The sequence below is a fragment of the Nocardia sp. NPDC004711 genome (genome assembly GCF_053601595.1).
This window is the reverse complement of the sequence record NZ_JBSGCB010000001.1, coordinates 224614-244130: the sequence shown is the minus strand read 5'-3', so window position 1 is coordinate 244130 and position 19517 is coordinate 224614. Positions and strand designations below refer to the sequence as shown.

The 19517-nt window shown below is 67.8% G+C and carries 21 protein-coding genes and 1 tRNA gene; 15 read left to right on the top strand and 7 right to left on the bottom strand.

Translation table 11 applies throughout. The features are described 5' to 3' along the window. Positions 1–35: 35 nt before the first annotated feature. Positions 36–401, bottom strand: coding sequence for a hypothetical protein (locus tag ACWEKS_RS01150; RefSeq protein WP_452338236.1), 366 nt, complete (start codon positions 399–401; stop codon positions 36–38). 393 nt (positions 402–794) lie between these two features. Between ACWEKS_RS01150 and ACWEKS_RS01145 the strand changes: the two genes are divergently transcribed. The 4 genes from ACWEKS_RS01145 to ACWEKS_RS01130 all read left to right on the top strand — a co-directional run bounded on the left by ACWEKS_RS01145 (position 795) and on the right by ACWEKS_RS01130 (position 3666). Then, positions 795–1046, top strand: coding sequence for a hypothetical protein (locus ACWEKS_RS01145; RefSeq protein ID WP_452338235.1), 252 nt, complete (start codon positions 795–797; stop codon positions 1044–1046). A 36-nt stretch (positions 1047–1082) separates the two neighbouring features. Next, positions 1083–1736: a 3-oxoacyl-ACP synthase III family protein gene (locus ACWEKS_RS01140; RefSeq protein ID WP_452338234.1), complete on the top strand. Its 654-nt coding sequence runs from the start codon at positions 1083–1085 to the stop codon at positions 1734–1736. A gap of 25 nt (positions 1737–1761) precedes the next feature. After that, positions 1762–2499 carry an SDR family NAD(P)-dependent oxidoreductase gene (locus ACWEKS_RS01135; protein WP_452338233.1) on the top strand — a complete coding sequence of 246 codons (738 nt, stop codon included), beginning with the start codon at positions 1762–1764 and terminating at the stop codon, positions 2497–2499. 195 nt (positions 2500–2694) lie between these two features. Then, positions 2695–3666, top strand: coding sequence for an oxidoreductase (locus ACWEKS_RS01130; protein ID WP_452338317.1), 972 nt, complete (start codon positions 2695–2697; stop codon positions 3664–3666). Positions 3667–3723: 57 nt separating this feature from the next. On the opposite strand, the gene ACWEKS_RS01125 is transcribed toward ACWEKS_RS01130, so the two are convergent. Both ACWEKS_RS01125 and ACWEKS_RS01120 read right to left on the bottom strand, forming a co-directional pair. After that, positions 3724–5205: an alpha,alpha-trehalose-phosphate synthase (UDP-forming) gene (locus tag ACWEKS_RS01125; RefSeq protein WP_364606162.1), complete on the bottom strand. Its 1482-nt coding sequence runs from the start codon at positions 5203–5205 to the stop codon at positions 3724–3726. 3 nt (positions 5206–5208) lie between these two features. Continuing rightward, a complete protein-coding gene (locus tag ACWEKS_RS01120) occupies positions 5209–5376 on the bottom strand; it encodes a hypothetical protein (protein ID WP_167659823.1) in 168 nt (55 codons plus the stop codon). 229 nt (positions 5377–5605) lie between these two features. Between ACWEKS_RS01120 and ACWEKS_RS01115 the strand changes: the two genes are divergently transcribed. From ACWEKS_RS01115 to ACWEKS_RS01105, 3 genes are all read left to right on the top strand, one after another. After that, positions 5606–6439: an alpha/beta fold hydrolase gene (locus ACWEKS_RS01115; protein ID WP_452338232.1), complete on the top strand. Its 834-nt coding sequence runs from the start codon at positions 5606–5608 to the stop codon at positions 6437–6439. Between the two features lie 138 nt (positions 6440–6577). Next, positions 6578–6820 (top strand): MbtH family protein, encoded by a 243-nt coding sequence (locus ACWEKS_RS01110; protein ID WP_019931522.1) that lies wholly within the window; start codon positions 6578–6580, stop codon positions 6818–6820. 165 nt (positions 6821–6985) lie between these two features. Beyond that, positions 6986–7057 (top strand) — tRNA-Thr (locus tag ACWEKS_RS01105). Positions 7058–7227: 170 nt separating this feature from the next. On the opposite strand, the gene ACWEKS_RS01100 is transcribed toward ACWEKS_RS01105, so the two are convergent. Then, positions 7228–8184 carry an AraC family transcriptional regulator gene (locus ACWEKS_RS01100; RefSeq protein WP_452338231.1) on the bottom strand — a complete coding sequence of 319 codons (957 nt, stop codon included), beginning with the start codon at positions 8182–8184 and terminating at the stop codon, positions 7228–7230. A 447-nt stretch (positions 8185–8631) separates the two neighbouring features. Between ACWEKS_RS01100 and ACWEKS_RS01095 the strand changes: the two genes are divergently transcribed. Beyond that, entirely contained in the window at positions 8632–9369 is a 738-nt protein-coding gene (locus tag ACWEKS_RS01095; RefSeq protein ID WP_354831085.1) for a response regulator transcription factor, read from the top strand. A gap of 74 nt (positions 9370–9443) precedes the next feature. Further along, positions 9444–10847, top strand: a complete 1404-nt coding sequence (locus tag ACWEKS_RS01090; RefSeq protein WP_452338316.1) for a sensor histidine kinase — start codon at positions 9444–9446, stop codon at positions 10845–10847. A 37-nt stretch (positions 10848–10884) separates the two neighbouring features. On the opposite strand, the gene ACWEKS_RS01085 is transcribed toward ACWEKS_RS01090, so the two are convergent. Further along, positions 10885–11310: an HIT family protein gene (locus ACWEKS_RS01085; protein ID WP_354831079.1), complete on the bottom strand. Its 426-nt coding sequence runs from the start codon at positions 11308–11310 to the stop codon at positions 10885–10887. 92 nt (positions 11311–11402) lie between these two features. On the opposite strand from ACWEKS_RS01085, the gene purD reads away from it, so the two are divergent. Beyond that, positions 11403–12686: a phosphoribosylamine--glycine ligase gene (gene purD, locus ACWEKS_RS01080; protein WP_452338230.1), complete on the top strand. Its 1284-nt coding sequence runs from the start codon at positions 11403–11405 to the stop codon at positions 12684–12686. A gap of 191 nt (positions 12687–12877) precedes the next feature. On the opposite strand, the gene ACWEKS_RS01075 is transcribed toward purD, so the two are convergent. Then, positions 12878–13975, bottom strand: coding sequence for a M23 family metallopeptidase (locus tag ACWEKS_RS01075; protein ID WP_452338229.1), 1098 nt, complete (start codon positions 13973–13975; stop codon positions 12878–12880). 71 nt (positions 13976–14046) lie between these two features. Here ACWEKS_RS01075 and ACWEKS_RS01070 point away from each other — a divergent pair, with 71 nt between their 5' ends. The 5 genes from ACWEKS_RS01070 to ACWEKS_RS01050 all read left to right on the top strand — a co-directional run bounded on the left by ACWEKS_RS01070 (position 14047) and on the right by ACWEKS_RS01050 (position 19080). Next, positions 14047–15204, top strand: a complete 1158-nt coding sequence (locus ACWEKS_RS01070; protein WP_452338228.1) for a pyridoxal phosphate-dependent aminotransferase — start codon at positions 14047–14049, stop codon at positions 15202–15204. Between the two features lie 69 nt (positions 15205–15273). Further along, the gene (locus tag ACWEKS_RS01065; protein ID WP_452338227.1) at positions 15274–15879 is read left to right on the top strand and encodes a TetR/AcrR family transcriptional regulator; all 606 of its coding nucleotides are present in this window, start codon (positions 15274–15276) and stop codon (positions 15877–15879) included. Positions 15880–15985: 106 nt separating this feature from the next. Continuing rightward, positions 15986–17407 carry an adenylosuccinate lyase gene (gene purB / locus ACWEKS_RS01060; protein WP_452338226.1) on the top strand — a complete coding sequence of 474 codons (1422 nt, stop codon included), beginning with the start codon at positions 15986–15988 and terminating at the stop codon, positions 17405–17407. Positions 17408–17553: 146 nt separating this feature from the next. Then, positions 17554–17988, top strand: coding sequence for an HIT family protein (locus tag ACWEKS_RS01055; protein ID WP_452338225.1), 435 nt, complete (start codon positions 17554–17556; stop codon positions 17986–17988). A 132-nt stretch (positions 17989–18120) separates the two neighbouring features. Next, positions 18121–19080, top strand: coding sequence for an alpha/beta hydrolase (locus ACWEKS_RS01050; protein ID WP_452338224.1), 960 nt, complete (start codon positions 18121–18123; stop codon positions 19078–19080). A 42-nt stretch (positions 19081–19122) separates the two neighbouring features. On the opposite strand, the gene ACWEKS_RS01045 is transcribed toward ACWEKS_RS01050, so the two are convergent. Beyond that, positions 19123–19395, bottom strand: coding sequence for a DUF397 domain-containing protein (locus ACWEKS_RS01045; RefSeq protein WP_083868551.1), 273 nt, complete (start codon positions 19393–19395; stop codon positions 19123–19125). Positions 19396–19517: the final 122 nt, after the last annotated feature.

Here is a 19517-nt window from a genome sequence, read left to right as displayed (position 1 = left end):
GAGGTTCCGCGTTTCGTGTTCTACCCCAAGTCGACTCACACAGACGGCTTTTCTGCGACGGCCACGATGTAGTCCAGCCAAGGGGCCCGGAACGAGACTCCTCTGCTACCGAAAAACATTCGAGTCAACGGATTGATTCGCTTCGTTTCCGGCTGCCTGGACCTATTGCTGACAAATTCCGCATATTGCGGGAAGACGTGATGGCGGATGGAGTAGACCCCGACATCTTCGAAGCCGGCTGCTATGAGCGCTTCGCGGTATTCCTCCGCATTAGTATGGTTTTGGCGGGCCGTCGTGAATATGCCGTGCACCACCTTGCCCCGTAATCCGTTGGGGCTGCTCGGGACATGCTCGTCCGCGAGCGGCGCAACGTCGGCGTGTGCACTCTCGACGAAATCCACTGCAGTCCAAGAAGCGAAACGTGACCTAGTCAAAAGATGTCTGTGAGTCCATATGTGTTTGGTCACAGCGGATTTGCCGAACCAAGCTCTGCATCAAGCTGTAGAACGAGTTACCGTGGCGACGGAGTGGGTGGGGCGGGTTCATGGGTGTTGAAAGTCGCTGAGACGCAATAGATCTGCGCATGGCCAGCGGCAATCGGAGAGGGTCGGCCGTGAAACTGGTTGGCGGAGTGGCACAGTCACGCGCTACGCCGATGAGAGAGGTTCTATGGATATGCTGCGGTGTCCCGTACGTCGATTCCCTTCGGAGACAACGAGATCACTGGGTCTGGAGGTGTGCTGGCACGGCGGATCGGCGGTCTGGCAGCTGGCCGAACTACCGGTGTGCCTGTGATGGCGGTCGGTATTCTGCGCACCGGCGCCTACCTGCCGCCCGCCGAGATCGGCAATGCCGCCATCTCGGAGTGGGCGGGCACCACCCCGGAGTGGGTGGGGGAACGTACCGGGATCGACACCCGCTGCTACGCCGGCGCGGAGACGGCCACCTCCGATCTGGCCCATCGAGCCGCCCTGGACCTGCTCGGGCCCCGGGAGACCTGGCCGCGGATCGGCAGCGTCATCGTCGCCACCTCGACCGGGGATTAGCCGCAGCCCGCGACAGCCGCTGCGCTGCAACACAAATTGGGGCTCAGCGGCATACCCGCCTTCGATCTGAACTCGGTGTGCGTCGGCTACCTCTTCGCCCTGACCGTCGCCGCCGGACTGCTGGAACGCGAGGGGGAGCGGGCGGACCCGGCGCTGGTGGTCGGGGCCGACATCTACTCGCGGATCATGAACCGCGCCGATCGCAAGACCGTGAGCTTGTTCGGCGACGGTGCGGGCGCGACCCTGGTCGGACCGGTGCCGCCGGGCTACGGGTTGCACGCGAGCCGTCTGGTCACCAACGGTGAATTACGTTCTCTCGTCGAGGTTCCCGCGGGCGAGCGGCTGTTCCGGATGGACGGCCGTGCGGTGCGCGACTACGTGCTGACCATGCTGCCCAAACTCATCGCGGAGGCGCTGGCGGAATCCGGCTTCACGCTCGCCGAGATGGACCGGATCATCCTGCACCAGGCCAACACTCGGCTGCTGGAGACCTGTATCCGGGAACTCGGCATGGATCCCGGCCGGGTGCCGCTGACCGCTCCCCGCTACGGGAACACCGGCGCGGCCTCCATTCCCATCACCCTGCACAGCAGCCATCTCGAACGCCCGCTGCAACGCGGTGAGCGCATTCTGCTGGCCGGCGTCGGCGGCGGCATGAGCGCCGGGGCGGCGGTCTTGACGTGGTATTGACCCGAACGAAATCGGAGGACTCGTGATGCGGCTCGAAGGAAAGGCCGCCGTCGTCACCGGCGGCACCCGGGGGCTCGGCTTCGCGATCACGAAAGCGTTTCTCGCGGAGGGCGCGTCGGTCATGTGCTCGGCGCGTACGGCCGGGGACTACCAGCTCCTCGAGGAGGAATACCCGGACCGCTGCCTGTTCCATCCGGCCGATGTCACCGATCCGGCGGCGGTCGAGCAGCTGATGGCCGCGGCCGCGGAATCGCTGTCCGGACTGGACGTGGTGGTGGCCAATGCCGGGGTGAGCCGGGACGGGCTGATCGAGCAGCTCGACCCCGAGGACTGGAACGCCATGGTGACCACCAACCTCACGGGAACCTTCCTGTGCACCCGCGCGGCTGTGTCGCACATGAAGGAGCGGGGCGGGGTGATCATCAATATGTCGTCGTCCATGGCGACCCAGATCGCGAAGGGCGCGGCCGGCTACAGCGCCACCAAGGCCGCCATCGAAATGTTCACCCGCACCAGCGCAATCGAACTGGGGCAGTACGGAATCCGGGTCAACGCCCTCTCGCCCGGCATTCTCGACGCCGGCATGGGCGGTCGGCTGGCTGACAACGACCGGGTCTGGGCCGCCTACCGCAAGCGGTTCGCCCTGGGCCGGGCCGGACGGGTCGAGGAGGCCGCGCAGGCGGCCGTATTCCTGGCCTCCGACGACGCCTCCTACGTCAACGGGGCGATTCTCGATGTCAATGGAGGTTTGATGTGGGCCTGACCGACCCGCGCAACCCTGGACGCGGCTGGTGTTCACCGGTGATGCTCGGCCTGTGGCGCAGGCTGCCGCTGGTCCGGAACCACCGCCATCTGATCGCGCGGCTCACTTTCGCGTAGGGGCCGCGGCTCGGCGCGGCTGCGGCCCACCGGGGACCGGGTTAAGGTCACAGAGTTGAGTGAAACCCGACCGGTCAGGATGCAGCACGTGGAGAACAAGAAGGCGCCGTGGACCGCCGCCGACATCCCGAATCTGCAGGGGCGCACCGCCATTGTGACGGGGGCCAGTGCCGGGCTGGGGTTGGAGACCGCGCTGCGGCTCGCCGAACACGGCGCCCGGGTGGTCCTCGCCTGCCGCAACGCCGACAAGGCCGCGGCCGCGGCGGAAACCATCCGCCGGACCACGCCGGACGCCGACTTGCCGTTCGTGGAACTGGATCTGACGTCGCTGAAATCGGTCCACCGGGCCGCGACACGGCTGCACGACGACTTCGGGCAGATCGACCTGCTGGTGAACAATGCGGGCACGCTGAGCCGGGAGCGGACCGTCACCGAGGACGGGTTCGAAACCACCTTCGGCACAAACCATCTGGGCCCGTTCGCATTCACCGGACTCCTGCTCGATCTGCTGCACGCGGCGCCGCAGGCCCGCGTCGTCACGGTGACCAGCGGGGTCCCCGCGCAGAAGGGCACCTGGCTCGACCTCGACGACCTCACCTACGAGCGGCGCACCTACAAGGCCTACCCCGCCTACGCGCAGTCCAAGCAGGCCAACGCCAGCTTCGCATTCGAACTGCAGCGGCAGCTCAACGGCATCGGCAGCCGGCTGATCTCGGTGCTGGCCCACCCGGGCGCCGCCGAATCCGACTTCGCCCAGAACTTCGGTCCCGCAGTCGCCTTCCTGTCCCGGCCCTCACTGCGCTGGGTGTTCCGGATCGTCATGCAGACCGTCGAGATGGGTGCGCTGCCGAGCCTGCGCGCCGCCACCGACCCCGGCGTGCGCGGCGGTGACTTCTACGGCCCCACCGGCTCGACCAAGGGCTACCCGGTGCCGAACGCGGCCGGGGACCGCACCCGCGATCCCGAGCTGGCGGCCCAGCTGTGGGCCGAATCCGAACGGCTCACCGGAGTCACTTACCGGTTCGACCAACTCGACGGCGAGGCGGACTAGGCCCGATATGCCGAACGCCCCCTGAAATCCTCAGGGGGCGTTCACCTTACGACCGGGTCAGCGGCTCAGGTCCGGATCCACGTCGTCGTCGGTCAGCAGGGCGCTGCCGGCGACGCGATCGGTGGCCAGGGCGTCGAGGAAGGCACGCGCCCACCGGTCGACGTCATGGGTGAGGACCTGGCGCCGCATCGAGCGCATCCGGCGGCGACGGGTGTCGCGGTCGTCGTCGATCGCGCCGATCAGGGCGTCCTTGACGCTGTCGAGATCGTGCGGATTGCACAGGTAGGCCTGCCGCAATTCCGCTGCCGCGCCGGTGAATTCGCTCAGCACCAGCGCACCGTTGAGGCTGCCCTGACACGCCACGTACTCCTTGGCGACCAGATTCATGCCGTCGCGCAGCGGCGTCACCACCATGACATCGGCGGCCACGAAGAACGCGATCAGCTCGTCGCGCGGGATCGGGCGGTGCAGATAGTGCACCACCGGATAACCCACCCGGGAGAACTCGCCGTTGATCCGGCCCACCTGGCGTTCGATATCGCCACGCATCTGCTTGTAGGACTCGACCCGTTCCCGGCTCGGCGTGGCCAGCTGCACCATCACCGTGTCCGCCGGATCGATGCGGCCGTCGTGCAGCAGTTCCTCCAGCGCGGCCAGCCGGATGTCGATGCCCTTGGTGTAGTCCAGGCGGTCCACACCCAGCAGGATCGTCTTCGGATTGCCCAGCTCCGCACGGATTTTCGCGGCCCGCTCCCGTACCCCGCGGCGGCGCGAATACTCGTCCAGCTCGGTGGAGGTGATGGAGATCGGGAACGCGCCCACCCGCACGGTGCGGAAACCCACCTGCACCACACCGAGTTTCGAACGCACGCCCACATTGCCGCGCGACGTCGGCTGGCCGGCCAGCCTTCTGGCCAGATACAGGAAGTTCTGCGCGCCGCCCGGCAGGTGGAAGCCGATCAGGTCGGCGCCCAGCAGGCCCTCGACGATCTCGGTGCGCCACGGCATCTGCATGAACAGTTCCACCGGTGGGAACGGAATGTGCAGGAAGAATCCGATGGTCAGATCGGGCCGCAGCATGCGCAGCATCTTCGGCACCAGCTGCAACTGGTAGTCCTGCACCCACACTGTCGCGCCCTCGGCGGCCACCTTGGCGGTGTACTCGGCGAAACGGCGGTTCACCTGGACGTACGCCTGCCACCACTGGCGGTCGTAGACCGGCCGCACGATCACGTCGTGATACAGCGGCCACAGCGTCGCGTTGGAGAAGCCCTCGTAGTAATCGGCGACCTCGTCGCCCGACAGTGGCACCGGATGCAGTTCCAGACCGTCCTCGACGATCGGATCCAGATCCACATCCGGGACGCCGGCCCAGCCGACCCAGGCGCCTTTGTTGTTGCGCAGTACCGGTTCCAGCGCGGTCACCAGGCCGCCGGGGCTGCGCTTCCAGCGAGTGGTTCCATCGGGCAGTCGCTCCAGATCGACCGGAAGCCGGTTGGCGACGACGACGAAACCAGAGCCGGAGCTATCCGGGTGCACGGGTCATTCGCCTCGCGTCGGAGCGATGCCCAACATGGACAGCAGCATGCGGCACTCGTCGGCGTCGGTGGCGTAGGCGGCCACCACGCGCTGGGCCTGTCGAGCGGTTTCGTCGGCGAGCGGTTCCAGATCGTCGTCCGCGATGTCGTTTGCGCCGGTCTTCGCGGCCATCTCATGTCCTCTCGGGGAAGTCTGCTCGGTGCGAGGAGTCCATCGTATCTGCCAGGAAAGTCGAGACCGTGCGCTGCGTACATTGCGAGCCCTAACCGCAATGGTCGTGGTCACGAGACCTGCCGACCAGACCGCACGGTCGGCGGCACCGGGCGAAACGTTCCGGGCCCCCATGCCTATACGGTCTACGGAACGTGCAAATCGGAAACGTGGCGAAGGGGTCGCAAGCATGCCGTTGGCGACGGTGAACGGAATCTCGCTGAACTACCAGGTCAAGGGAGACCGGTCCAAGGGCACCGACGTCAAGGGGTCCGCGCCGCTGGTCGTCATGATCATGGGCACCGGCAGCGGCGGCCGGGTGTGGGAACTGCACCAGGTGCCCGCGCTGGTCGCCGCCGGATTCCGGGTCTGCACCTTCGACAACCGCGGCATCGCACCGTCCTTCGAATCGCCCACCGGGATCACCATCGAGGACCTGGTGCGCGACACCGCCGCCCTCATCGAATTCCTCGACGAGGGACCGGCCCTGGTGGTCGGTCAGTCCATGGGCGCGCGGGTCGCGCAGGAACTCGCGCTGGCCCGGCCCGACCTGGTCCGCAAGGCCATCTTCATGGCCGGACACGCCCGGCTCGACCAGTTCCAGAAGACGCTCTCGTTCGGCGAACACGAACTCGACGCCTCCGGCACCCGGCTGCCCGCCAAATACGAGGCCGCCATGACCGCCATCATGAACCTCTCGCCGGCCACCATGGCCGACCCGCACGCCGCTCGCGACTGGCTCGACCTGTTCGAATTCACCGGCGGCCCGGCCTCGCCCGGCGTGCGCGCCCAGCGGCGCATGGACCACGACTTCGACCGCACCGAGGCCTACCGGGCCATCACCGTGCCCTGCCTGTCCATGGGCTTCGCGGACGATCGGATGATCCCGCCCTACCTTTCCCGCGAGGTCGCCGATATCATTCCGGGAGCCCGTTACCAGGAGGTTCCCGACGCCGGACACTTCGGCTATCTGGAACAACCGGAGGCCGTCAACAAGATCCTGCTCGAATTCTTCGCGGCCTGAACGAAGTGCAGGTAACCGCCCAGCGGTAACGCCTGCCTTGCTAGGGTCGAATCAACGTCGGGGGCTCGTTCCATCACTGCGGTGACTGGACGATCCGTCTACGTTCCCGTACACAGCGCCAGTATCCAGTGAGGTGAAATGAGCACCAATCCCTTCGATGACGAAGACGGCCGGTTCTTCGTCCTGGTCAACGATGAGGAACAGCACTCCCTGTGGCCCGCCTTCGCCGAGGTTCCGGCGGGTTGGCGAGTCGTTTTCGGCGAGGACAGCCGCGCCGCGTGCGTCGAGTACGTCGAGAAGAACTGGACGGATATGCGTCCGAAGAGCCTGCGTGACGCCATGGCGGCGGACGACGCGGCTCGTCAGGCGGCTCAGTCCTGACACCCTGCGGTTAGTCCGATACTGCGCGAACGGCTTCCGAACGCGGCTGGTCGATGCCACGAGCGTCGCCCGGCCGCGCTCCGGTCCTCCACGCAGCATCGTTCCGACTGGGACGCCGGCTTTTCCGCGCAGCCGGCCACCCCGGTTATGATGGCACCGCTTTCCGCCTCCTTAGCTCAGTGGTAGAGCACTCGCCTTGTAAGCGAAAGGTCGTCAGTTCAATCCTGACAGGGGGCTCAAAAAGGCTCTGACCTGCAAAATCGGGTCAGAGCCTGCTTCCTTTTGAGCGAGAGCAACTTGGATAGCGCGGGGCCGCATCTGCGGTGTGAGACCAATCACACTATCGATCTGGGCCGCCGCGAGTTGCTGGTGCCCGGCGAGGGCGGCCATCGATCCATCTCGTCTGGCTAGACGCTTCGTTGCCGTAGCCGGCCAGGAGAAGCGTGGTATCTGTCCCGGCAGGCCTTGTTGAAGACCGACAGAGCCGAAAACCCGCTCTCGTAGGCGATATCGGCGATGGTTCGGCGTCGATTCCGTGGATCGGAGAGGCGTGCCACCGCCCGTTCGAGACGGGCGGTGAGCAGGTAGCTATGGGGAGTAGTGCCCGCCACTCGCATGGCACGTTCGAGCTGGCGACGTGTGATGCCGAGATATTCGGCGACGGTTTCCACAGTGACCCGCGGATCATCGGAGTATCTGCGAATGTGCAGGCGCGCATCTCGGGATATCGCGGCCAGTTTCGTGTTCTCCGGGGCCCAGCGTTCGTCCAGAGCACCGGCCAGTAGCCCGGTCCAGTGCGTGCTGATCTTCAAGAATTGGGCCGCCGTCATCGTGTCGCCGTGGCGGTCGAGCTGTTCGGTGAGCGCAAGCACGGACCCGAGCAGCGGGTCGTGGGCGTCCAATGCCAGATGCGGCGGTCCACCGGGAGACAAGCGCAGGGTGCCGGCGGGAACGTTCAGAATCCAGCTCCGCACGTGGTCGGCGTGGGAGAGCACCATGCGCTGGCCCCAATCCACGACGCCCATCTGACCAGGCCGCAGCAGCACTCGTGTGCCGTGTTGCTCGATACCGAGGGTTCCGCTGCGCGGGATCAGCAATCGGGCGCTGCGGTCGCCGTCCGCCTCGACCTGGGCCGGCGTGCGTTCATAGGAAATCTCGGTGGATTCGAACTGCACATTCTGGAAGTCGCCCAACTGATAGCCCGCCAGGCGCTGAACCCGCAGCGCGCCATCGAAGTTCGGCCAATCGCTGAAGTCGATCCGCGCTCCGCCCTGATTGGTGGAAACCTGCTCGCGCCAGTACGCCGGTCGGTCGTCCTTCGGCACCTCGGATGTGGTGTCGCTTGACAATTCCAGCTCGGACACCTGCGTCCCTCTTCAGTGTTGTCGCAATCCCGGAAGAGGTTCGTCGCAAATCCGGTCGACCCGAATCTATACGCGCACTTAACCTTTGGCTAAATGAGTCGCTCGCCACGCTGCTCGGCGAAATCGAACGCGAGCAGGGCTGACCCGTTGTCGATGTTGCTGATCTACGAAGGGGGTAGATCAGCAACATCTCTGCAAGGGCGCGGAGGTGACCTACACCGGCGACATCGCCACAGAACGATGTCTATGCGCATGTAGAGCCGCTGGACCTCGAGGGCATGAACAAACCGGGACCCGTCCTTGCGACCATCAATTCATTCCCCGTGACGGTCGATCCACGTTCCTGGTAGTTCCCCGACCGTCGGGTGTCCAGGTTGGTGTGCTCCTCGCAGGAAACTCCCAGGGAAGGGTCAGGTTCTTCGCGGGGGAAGCGCAGAATATGGCCTTATGACAGGTGTGCCCGTTCAGCCGCGCGAACCCGAGGCGAGGGTGCTCGTCGTTGACGACGAGCCCATGATCGTCGAGCTACTGTCGGTGAGCCTGCGGTATCAAGGGTTCGAGGTCGCGAGTGCCGCGAGCGGCACCGAGGGGCTGGACAAGGCCAAGACCTTCCGGCCGGATGCCCTGATCATCGATGTGATGATGCCCGGGATGGACGGGTTCGGGCTGCTGCGGCGGCTCCGGGCCGACGGGATCGACGCCCCGGTGCTGTTCCTGACCGCGCGTGACGACGTGGACGACAAGATCACCGGACTGACGCTCGGGGCCGACGACTACGTCACCAAGCCGTTCAGCCTCGAAGAGGTGGTCGCGCGGCTGCGGGTGATTCTGCGGCGGTCCGGGCGCTCGGCGCCGGAGACCAAGACGTCGCGGCTGCGGTTCGCCGATATCGAACTCGACGACGACACCCACGAGGTGTGGAAGGCGGGCGAACCGGTTGCCCTGTCACCCACCGAGTTCACGCTGCTGCGGTACTTCCTGGTCAATGCCGGCACCGTGCTGAGCAAGCCGCGGATCCTGGACCACGTCTGGCGCTACGACTTCGGCGGCGAGGTCGGCGTGGTCGAAACCTATGTGTCCTACCTGCGCAAAAAGGTCGACACCGGACCGGATCGGCTCATCCACACCCTGCGCGGGGTCGGCTACGTCATGCGGGAGCCGCGCGGTAAGACGGCCAACGCGTGAACGCTGCCCCGCCGGTCGACGGCAAAGGCACGGCTCGCAGTCTCCGGGGCAAGCTCGCCGACCGGCTCGCCGCGGTGCCGCTGCGCACCACCCTGGTGCTCGCGCTGGTGTCCCTGGTCGGATTCGGGCTGCTGGTCTCGGGTATCGCGGTCACCTCGCTGATGCGCAATGTGCTGGTCGAACGCATCGACCGGCAGCTCTACGACGCCGCTCACAGCTGGGCCGCGCCCGGCGCGCAACGTCCGGAACCGCTGCCCACCGTGCGCGGGCGGGAACGGCCGCCGCACCTGTACTGGGTGCAGGTGCAGGATGCGACGGGCCAGGTCACGCTGAGCCTGTCGGCGGGCGTGCAGCAGCCCGAGGTGCCCGCGGACCTGGGCAACCGGCCGGAGACCGTCGGCTCGGTGGGCGCGTCCACCGAGGAGTGGCGGGTGCTGCGGACCGTCAACGAGTACGGCACCAGCACCATCGCACTGCGCATGGACGAGACGAACTCGCTGCTGGACAAGCTGATCGTGCTGCAACTGGTGATCGGCGCGCTGGTACTGGCGGCGCTGGCGGCGGTGGCACGCATCGTGATCCGGCGCAGTCTGCGGCCGCTGCGGGAGGTCGAGCGCACCGCGGCCGCCATCGCGGGCGGCGACCTGCATCAGCGAGTTCCGGTGCGCGGCACCGACACCGAGGTCGACCACCTCTCACAGTCGCTGAACACCATGCTGACCCAGATCCAGCAGGCCTTCGCCGCCACCGAGGCCTCCGAGGAGGCGGCGCGGCGCTCCGAGGCCAAGATGCGGCGCTTCGTCGCCGACGCCAGCCACGAACTGCGCACCCCGCTCACCACCATCAAGGGTTTCTCCGAGCTGTACCGGCAGGGCGCGATCACCGATCCGGACATGCTGATGGACCGCATCGAACGCGAGTCCAAGCGGATGGGGCTGCTGGTCGAGGACCTGCTCATGCTGGCCCGGCTGGACGCGCAGCGACCGATCGAACGGCGGCCGATGGACCTGCTCATGATGGCCAGCGATGCCGTGCACAGTGCCCGCGCCCTGGCGGCGGCTCAGCACTCGGAGGGGCCCGAACGCAAGATCGACCTCGAAATCCGGCCCGGGCCCGGCACTCTGGAGATGCTCGGCGACGAGACGCGACTGCGGCAGGTGCTGGCCAATCTGATCAACAACGCGCTGGTGCACACCCCGCCCGAGGCGGAGGTGACGGTGCGGCTCACCCCGGCCGCCGACGAGGTGCTCATCGAGGTCGCCGACACCGGGCCGGGACTGGAGGCCGAGCAGGCCGAGCGGGTCTTCGAACGCTTCTATCGCACCGATGCGTCCCGCAGCCGGGACAGCGGCGGTACGGGACTGGGACTGTCGATCGTGCATGCGCTGGTCGACGCGCACGGCGGCAAGGTGTCGGTGACCAGCGAGCCGGGGGAGGGCACCACGTTCACCGTCCGGCTGCCGCGCGAACCGCGCTGAGCGGGGTGCCCGCGCGGGACGCGGGCACCCGGGTTCACTACGCGGGGACGTTCGCGCCGTAACCGAGGTCGCGCAGGGCCTGCTTGATCATGGCCTGCGCCTCGTCGAGGGATTCCTTGCTGGGTTCCGGGTCCGCCCCGCTGATGTCGAAGTCACCCAGGTGGAAGGCCGGGAAGACGTGCATGTGCAGGTGCGGCACCTCGAGGCCCGCGATGAGCAGGCCCGCCCGCGGGGCGTCCCAGGCGGCCCGCACGGCCTGGCCGATCTTCTGGGCGACCGCGGTCAGGCGCGCGAAGGTGCCCGGATCGACGTCCTGCCACTGGTCGATCTCCTTGCGCGGCACGACGAGCGTGTGCCCCTGCGTCACCGGGGCGATCGTGAGGAAACCGACGAATTCGTCGTCCTCCCAGACGAACCGGCCCGGCAGCTGACCGTCGATGATTGCGGAGAAAACAGAAGCCATGCCCCGGACCTTACGCGGGGAAGGACACCCCCGCGCGAACGCACAACAGACCGCTACCGATTGCATCTGCCCAGCCCTTTAAGCTGTCTGCCGTGCGCGTACTCGTCATCGGTTCCGGAGCCCGTGAACATGCCCTCGTCCTGGCACTGCGCAAGGACCCGGCGGTGTCCGCCGTGTATGCGGCGCCCGGCAATGCCGGCATCGCCCAGCACGCCGAGGTGCGTGCGGTGGACGCCACCTCCGGGGCGGAGGTGACCGCGCTCGCCCAGGAGCTGAGCGTCGATCTGGTCGTGGTCGGACCCGAGGTGCCGCTGGTGCTCGGCGTGGCCGACGCGGTGCGGGCCGCCGGTATCCCGGCGTTCGGCCCGTCCGCCGCCGCCGCGCGGATCGAGGGCTCGAAGGCCTTCGCCAAGGACGTCATGAACGCGGCCGGGGTGCGCACCGCGCACAGCGAGATCGTCGATCATCCGGGCGAATTGGATGCGGCGCTGGATCGTTTCGGGCCGACCTGGGTGGTCAAGGACGACGGCCTGGCCGCCGGCAAGGGCGTCGTGGTGACCCCGGACCGGTCGGTGGCCCGCGAGCACGGCGCCGAACTGCTCGAGCAGGGCCACCCGGTGCTGCTGGAGTCGTTCCTCGACGGCCCCGAGGTGTCGCTGTTCTGCCTGGTCGACGGCGAGACCGTGGTGCCGCTGCTGCCCGCGCAGGACCACAAGCGGGTCGGCGACGGCGACACCGGGCCGAACACCGGCGGCATGGGCGCGTACACGCCGCTGCCGTGGCTGCCGGACCAGACCCTGCAGGCCATTGTCAATGATGTGGTGAAACCCGTTGCGGCCGAGATGGTTCGCCGCGGCGTGCCGTTCAGCGGCCTGCTGTACGCCGGTCTCGCCGTCGGGCAGGCCGGGCCGGCCGTCATCGAATTCAACTGCCGCTTCGGCGATCCCGAGACCCAGGCCGTGCTGGCCATGCTGGACAGCCCGCTGGGCGAGCTGCTGTACGCCACCGCGACCGGCACCCTGGACCAGGTGCCCGCGCCGCGCTGGAAGGACGGTGCCGCCGTCACCGTGGTGCTGGCCGCCGAGAACTACCCGGCCCGCCCGCGCAGCGGCGATGTCATCACCGGGGCCGAATCCACCGGCACCGGAACCGAATCCGAGGTGCTGCACGCCGGCACCGCGCAACGTGAGGACGGCGTGCTGGTGTCCGCGGGCGGCCGCGTGCTCGCCATCGTCGGCCAGGGCGCGGATCTCGCCGAGGCCCGCAAGAACGCCTACGACCGGCTGGCCGGAATCAAGCTGCCGGGCGGCCACTTCCGCACCGATATCGCGCTGGCGGCCACCGAGGGGCGCATCACCGTCCCAGCCTCCGCCTGAAGGCGAATGCCGACCCGAAATCCGAATATCGCGCCTGAAGTTCGAATGCCGGCGCGACAACTGATTTCGCGCCGATCCGGGTAACTCCCCGGGTACCCCCGAAATTGTTTCGGCCCTGAACCGCCGGCACGCGTCGCCAACGGTCAACGGCTCCCGAGCCGTGCGTTGAAGTCTCGGGGAGGCGGGAGCGCTCAGCCGACGATGATGCCGTGTTGGGCCAGCCAGGGCTGCGGGTCCACGTGCTGGCCGTTGATGATGATCTCGAAGTGCAGGTGCGGTCCCGTCGAGTCGCCGCGATTGCCGATGCGCGCGATCTGCAGGCCCGCCGGGACGCGCTCGCCGACCGACACCGAGAAGTCGTACATGTGCCCGTAGACGGAGATGGTGCCGTCGTCGTGGCGGATGCGCACCCACAGTCCGAAGCCCTGGGCCGGGCCCGCGTCGATGACGGTGCCCGCCGCCACCGCGTAGATCGGTGAGCCGAGCGGCGCGGCGATGTCGATGCCCGCGTGGAAGGTGCCCCAGCGCGCGCCGAATCCGGAGGTGAACACGCCCTTCGCGGGCAGCGCGAACCCGCCGGCGCCGGGAATCACGAAGCCGGGCGGCAGCGAACTGTCCGGTGACGGCGTCATCCATGGCTGCGGCTGCCCGGCGACGGCCGCCGCGGCCTCCGCCTTGGCCCGCTCCAGCGTGGCCGCCGCGGCCGCCGAGACCACCGCCTGCTCGCGCAGATGCTCACCGTTGTTGATGGCGTCCAGATACCGTTTCGACGTCTCCGGGGAGGCCTGCACCTGCAGCGGATACTGCACCGGAACCCGCAGCGCCACACCGGGACCCACCTCGGCGTCGGTGGGCAGCAGGCCCAGCGCGCCGTCCGCGCTCGCGAGCACCAGCACCGCGACCACACCGGCGATCAGCACCCGGTGCCGAATGCTCCACGCGCGCACCACCGGCCACTGCCGCCGCGCTTCGGCCCGGCCCCGCCGCACCAGCTCGACGGTCTCGGCCCACGAGCGCGGCCGCCGGGCCCACAGCTCGATCGCGCGTTCCCGCGCGATCGGCGCGTACAGCCGCAGCCAGGCGATCGCCTGCCCCGCGAGCCGGACCACCGACCGCCGGACCCGGTCCAGCGCCTCCTGACCCCGCGACGGCTCGTCCTGGAATGCCAGCTGCGACCGCACACCCGGCGTATAGCTGTCCGTCGCGCCGGCTGTCCGCGGTGGCGCGGATTCGGGTGGGTGCGGGTCGGCCTCCGGGGTGGTCCCGGTGGCTGCTGGTCCCCCCTGCACAGCCGCCTCCTCAGGCATTCGGGTGGCAGTTCCCGGACAGGCGGGGGAGTCGGTGCTCTACCGTCTGTCGAGTGCGTATCGAATCTCGCCGGTCGACCATTCCACCTTTTTACGTGATGGACGTCTGGAAAGCAGCAGCTGAACGGGCCCGGACACGCGGAGATGTACTGGTGCTGGCCGCGGGGCAGCCGTCCACGCCCGCTCCGGCGGCGGTTTTGCGCGCCACCAAGGCGGCCATGGATTCCGAATTGCTGGGCTATACCGAGACATTCGGGACCCTGGCGCTGCGGGAGGCCATCGCGGAGCATCACCGCAGCACCTACGGGGTGCGCGTGGACGCGGACGATGTCGTGGTGACCACCGGTTCCTCCGGCGCGTTCACCCTCATCTTCCTGGCGGCCTTCGATCCCGGCGACACCGTGGTGGTGGCCCGGCCGGGCTATCCGGCCTACCGGAACACGCTGACCGCGCTGGGCTGCGATGTGGTCGAACTGGACTGCGGGCCGGAGACCCGGTTCCAGCCGACCGTGGCCATGCTGGAGGCGCTGCCGGAGCCGCCCGCGGGCCTGATCGTGGCGAGCCCGGCCAATCCGACCGGGACCATGATCGCGCCGGCGGAGCTGGCAGCGCTGGCCCGCTGGTGCGACGAGCACGGGACGCTGCTCATCTCCGACGAGATCTACCACGGCATCGTCTATGCCGGCACCGAGCCGACCTCTTCGGCCTGGGAGACCTCTCGGGATTCGGTGGTCATCGGCTCGGTGTCCAAATACTTCTCCATGACCGGCTGGCGGCTGGGCTGGATGCTGGTGCCGGAATCGCTGCGCCCGGCGCTGCAGCGACTGGCGTCCAATATGACCGTGTGCCCTCCGGCTATTTCTCAGTTCGCGGCGGTGCACGCGTTCGGTGCGGAGGCCAAAGCCGAACTGGACGGTCATGTGCGGCGCTATGCGGCGAATCGCCAGCTGCTGCTGTCGGGGCTGCCCAAGCTCGGCATCACCGACCTCGCCCCTGCCGACGGTGCGTTCTATGCCTACGCGGATATCGCTCACCTGACCGATGATTCGATGCGCTGGTGCACCGAGGTGCTCGACGCCACCGGCGTGGCGCTGGCTCCCGGCATCGATTTCGACACCCGCAACGGCCATCACACGGTTCGCTTCTCGTTCGCCGGAGCCGGCGCCGACATCGAAGCGGCACTGGACCGGTTGGAACGGTATTTGGCCTGATCTGCCAAGGAGATTGAGCGCAGTGGGCAAAATGAACACAGCGCCGGTGATGACTGGCACGATTGCACCGTGACCACTGCGACGACTCCGAAAGGCGAACGGCGTCGCCAAGCGCTGGTTTGTGCCGCCGCCGAGCTCCTGCTCGAAGGTGGCTTCGAAGCGGTCCGGCACCGCTCGGTGGCAACCCGGGCGGATCTGCCGCTCGCGTCGACCACCTACTACTTCGAATCGCTCGAGGATCTGATCGCGCGCGCGGTCGAGTTCTCCGGCAATGCCGAACTGGAGGCCATGCGCCGCCGCGTCGGCGAGGTCACGCACCGTCGGCGTGGGGCGGAGGCCACCGTGGAATTGGTGCTGGACCTGTTGGTGGGTCCGGAGATTCAGGACCTGGACGCGCGGGGCCAGCTGATCGCCCGCTACGAGCGCTCGGTCGCGTCCGCCCGACACCCGGAACTACGAGAGGTCCAGCTGCGACTACGCAGCCAGCTGGACGAGCTGCTGACCGACGTGCTGCGCCGCTCGGACCGCGTGGTGCGCACCGAACAGACCCGCCGCCTGGTGGCGGTCGTCGATGGGGCGGTGGTGACCGCGCTCGGTGAATTCGACCCGCAGCCCCGGCGCATGGCGCGGGGCGCGCTGCTCGAGATCATCGACATCGTCGCCCCACCGGCATAACTCGGCCCGACTCCCGGGAACTCCCGGGAAGCTCCGCCGGAGCGAATTTCCGCCGCGGTGACGGCGGGGCAAACCGGTGGGAAACCCACCGGTAAACTGGGACAACGTGAGTCTTGTGCCGAACGTCCTTGCCACCCGCTACGCCAGCCCCGAGCTGGTTCATCTGTGGTCTCCCGAGAACAAGATCGTGCTCGAGCGGCGGTTGTGGCTGGAGGTGTTGCGGGCCCAGGCCGAGTTGGGGGTGGACGTTCCGGCGGGGGTCGTCGAGGACTACGAGCGGGTCATCGATCGGGTGGATCTGAAGTCGATCGCGGAACGCGAGCGGGTCACCCGGCACGACGTGAAAGCCCGGATCGAGGAGTTCAACGCGCTCGCGGGACACGAGCACGTGCACAAGGGCATGACCTCGCGGGATCTCACCGAGAACGTGGAGCAGCTGCAGATCCGGCTGTCGCTCGAGCACGTGTACGGCCACGGCGTGGCCATCGCGGCCCGGCTGGCGGAGCGGGCCGCCCAGTATCAGCCGCTGGTGATGGCGGGCCGCTCGCACAATGTGGCGGCGCAGGCCACCACCCTCGGCAAGCGATTCGCTTCCGCCGCAGACGAATTGCTCATCGCGCTGACCCGGCTGCGGGAGCTGATCGACCGATACCCGTTGCGCGGCATCAAGGGTCCGATGGGCACCGCGCAGGACATGCTGGACCTGCTCGGCGGCGACGCGGCCAAGCTGGCGCAGCTGGAGCAGAAGGTGGCCGGCCACCTGGGTTTCGCGAACGTGTTCACCAGCGTGGGCCAGATCTACCCGCGCTCGCTGGACCACGATGTGCTCTCCGCGCTGGTGCAGGTGGGCGCGGGCCCGTCCTCGTTCGCGCACACCATTCGCCTGATGGCGGGCCACGAGCTGGTCACCGAGGGCTTCCAGCCCGGTCAGGTGGGCTCCTCGGCCATGCCGCACAAGATGAACACCCGCTCGTGTGAGCGCGTCAACGGCCTGCAGGTGGTGCTGCGCGGCTACGGCTCGATGGCGGCCGAGCTGGCGGGCGCGCAGTGGAACGAGGGCGACGTGTTCTGCTCGGTGGTGCGCCGGGTCGCGCTGCCGGACGCCTTCTTCGCCATCGACGGCATGATGGAGACCTTCCTGACCGTGCTGGCCGAATTCGGCGCGTACCCGGCCGTGGTCGACCGCGAGCTCAATCGCTATCTGCCGTTCCTGGCCACCACCCGCATCCTGATGGCGGCGGTGCGCGCGGGCGTGGGCCGCGAGACCGCCCACGAGGTCATCAAGGAGCACGCGGTGGCGGTGGCGCTGGCCATGCGTGAGCAGGGCCGCGAACCCGATCTGCTGGACCGCCTGGCCGCCGACGACCGCATGCCGCTGGACCGGGCCGCCCTGGACGCGGCCCTGGCCGACCGTTCCGCCTTCATCGGCGCGGCCGAGGCGCAGACCGCCGATGTGATCGCCCAGGTCCAGAAGCTGGTCGACGCGAATCCGCAGGCCGCCCGCTACACGCCGTCGCCGATCCTCTAGGGATACAACGACTCTCGAATCTCGCCCCCGGCTCCGGAACGGAGCCGGGGGCGAACGGGTTGTAGGCGAAGGATTGCGGGGTCGCTCGCCCGGCCACTGGGTCGAGTCGGGCGGGTGCGGGGTAGGGGGCTCTAGGCTCTGCGGGCATGAACCCTTACACGATCTTCTCCGACATCGTTGCCGGGCGGGCACCGTCGTCCAAGGTGTACGAGGACGAGGATTGCCTGGCGTTCATGGATATTCGGCCGGTGACGCCCGGGCATGTGCTGGTGATTCCGAAGACGCCCGTCCGGAGCCTGGCGGAGCTAGATCCGGCGTTGGGCGGCAAGCTGTTTCAGGTGGGGCAGCGCATCGCGGCGGGCCTGCGGGAGTCCGAGGTGCACTGTGACGGAGTGAATTTCTTCCTGGCCGACGGGGTCACGGCGGGGCAGGAGGTGTTCCACGTGCATCTGCACGTGATTCCCCGCACTCCGGGCGACGGATTCGGGCTGCGGGCCCGGCCGACCAGTCCGGCGCGCGCGGACCTGGATTACCTGGCGGGATCCATCAAGGGCGCATTGTCCAGAATTGCCGCCGACTGATAGTCGACCCGCATTACCATATCCGGACCGCGTGGTTAGCCAACGACACGCCATAACCCCATTCCCACGCGTCGCAATAGCCACTCGAGTTACGTTTGATGGTGATTGTGGTGGGCTGATGAAGGTGGGGACATGCGTCGAAGAGTCGTTGCCGCAGCTGTTTTGGCGATCGCTGCAGGTTTGCTTTATCCGCTGGCCGTCCCGCCGGCAATCGCGCACGCGGGCCAGGTCGTCCGCGTCGACCAGCTGAGCGCCACCCGCTCGGCGATCTTCATCGACTCCGCGGCCATGGGCCGCACCATCCAGGTGCAGGTCCTGCATCCGGCCGCGGGCGGTGACCGCCCCAGCTACTATCTCCTCGACGGCCTGGATCCCGGTGCGACGCAGAGCACCTGGACCAATGCCACCGACGCCGAACCCTTCTTCCAGGGTAAGGACGTGAACGTGGTGCTGCCCATGGGCGGCCAGGCCAGCTACTACACCGACTGGGTGTCCGACGACCCGCGCTTCGGCCGCTACAGGTGGGAAACCTTTCTGACACAAGAGCTTCCGCCCATCATCGACGGATACTTCGCCGGTAGCGGGGTGAACGCCATCGGTGGTCTGTCGATGGGCGGCATCGCGGCCTTCGTGCTGGCGGTGCGGCATCCGGAGCTGTATCGGGCGGTAGCGGGCTACAGCGCCTGCCCGGACACCACGATCGCGCAGGGCGCCATGATGTTCTCGGTGGCCAATCGCGGTGGCAACCCGCTCAATATGTGGGGCGCGCCGGGCAGTCCGGCGTGGACGGAGCACAATCCGGCGGTACTGGCCGAGGCGCTGCGCGGCAAGACCATCTTCTTGTCCACCGGCACCGGCCTGCCCGGCCCGCACGAGCTGGAGATCAAGCCGCAGCTGCCGGAGAACATCTTCTTCGGCGGCCCCATCGAATTCGGGGTGGACGCCTGTGTCACCGCGTTCGAGCAGCGGTTGCGCGCCATGAACATTCCGGCGCGGGTGGAGCACTCGCCGGTGGGCACGCATTCGTGGTCGTACTGGCAGGACACCCTGCACGAGTCGTGGCCGACCATCGGTGCGGCGATAGGGGCCTGAACAGTGTTGTGCCCGGCTCATTTCGAGCCGGGCACGCCCGAATCAGGCTCCGGGCCGGTTGAATTCGCCGTCCTTGGCCCCGGCCACGAAGGCTTCCCATTCGCCGGGGGTGAAGATCAGTACTGGCCCGTCCGGATTGCGGGAGTCTCGTAATCCGATGTTTCCACTGGCCAGAAAGGCGATCTCGACGCCGTCGGCGGTGTCGTCTCCGCGCCGCCACACCGCATCGGCTTCGATGACGCGGTTCTTCGCTTCCACTGTCGGCCTCCCCTGTGCGCACCAGCAGTACTGGTCGGTGATGTAGATCGCACTCATAATGCCAGGGTTTGTGAGGGCTTCGGATCGGATATTCCATCTTCTGTCAGTGGAAGGAGGTATGTGGTGCGCACGCCATGGTCCCCGCAACGAGCCGCCCCGGTCTCCGACAGCTGTGCGGT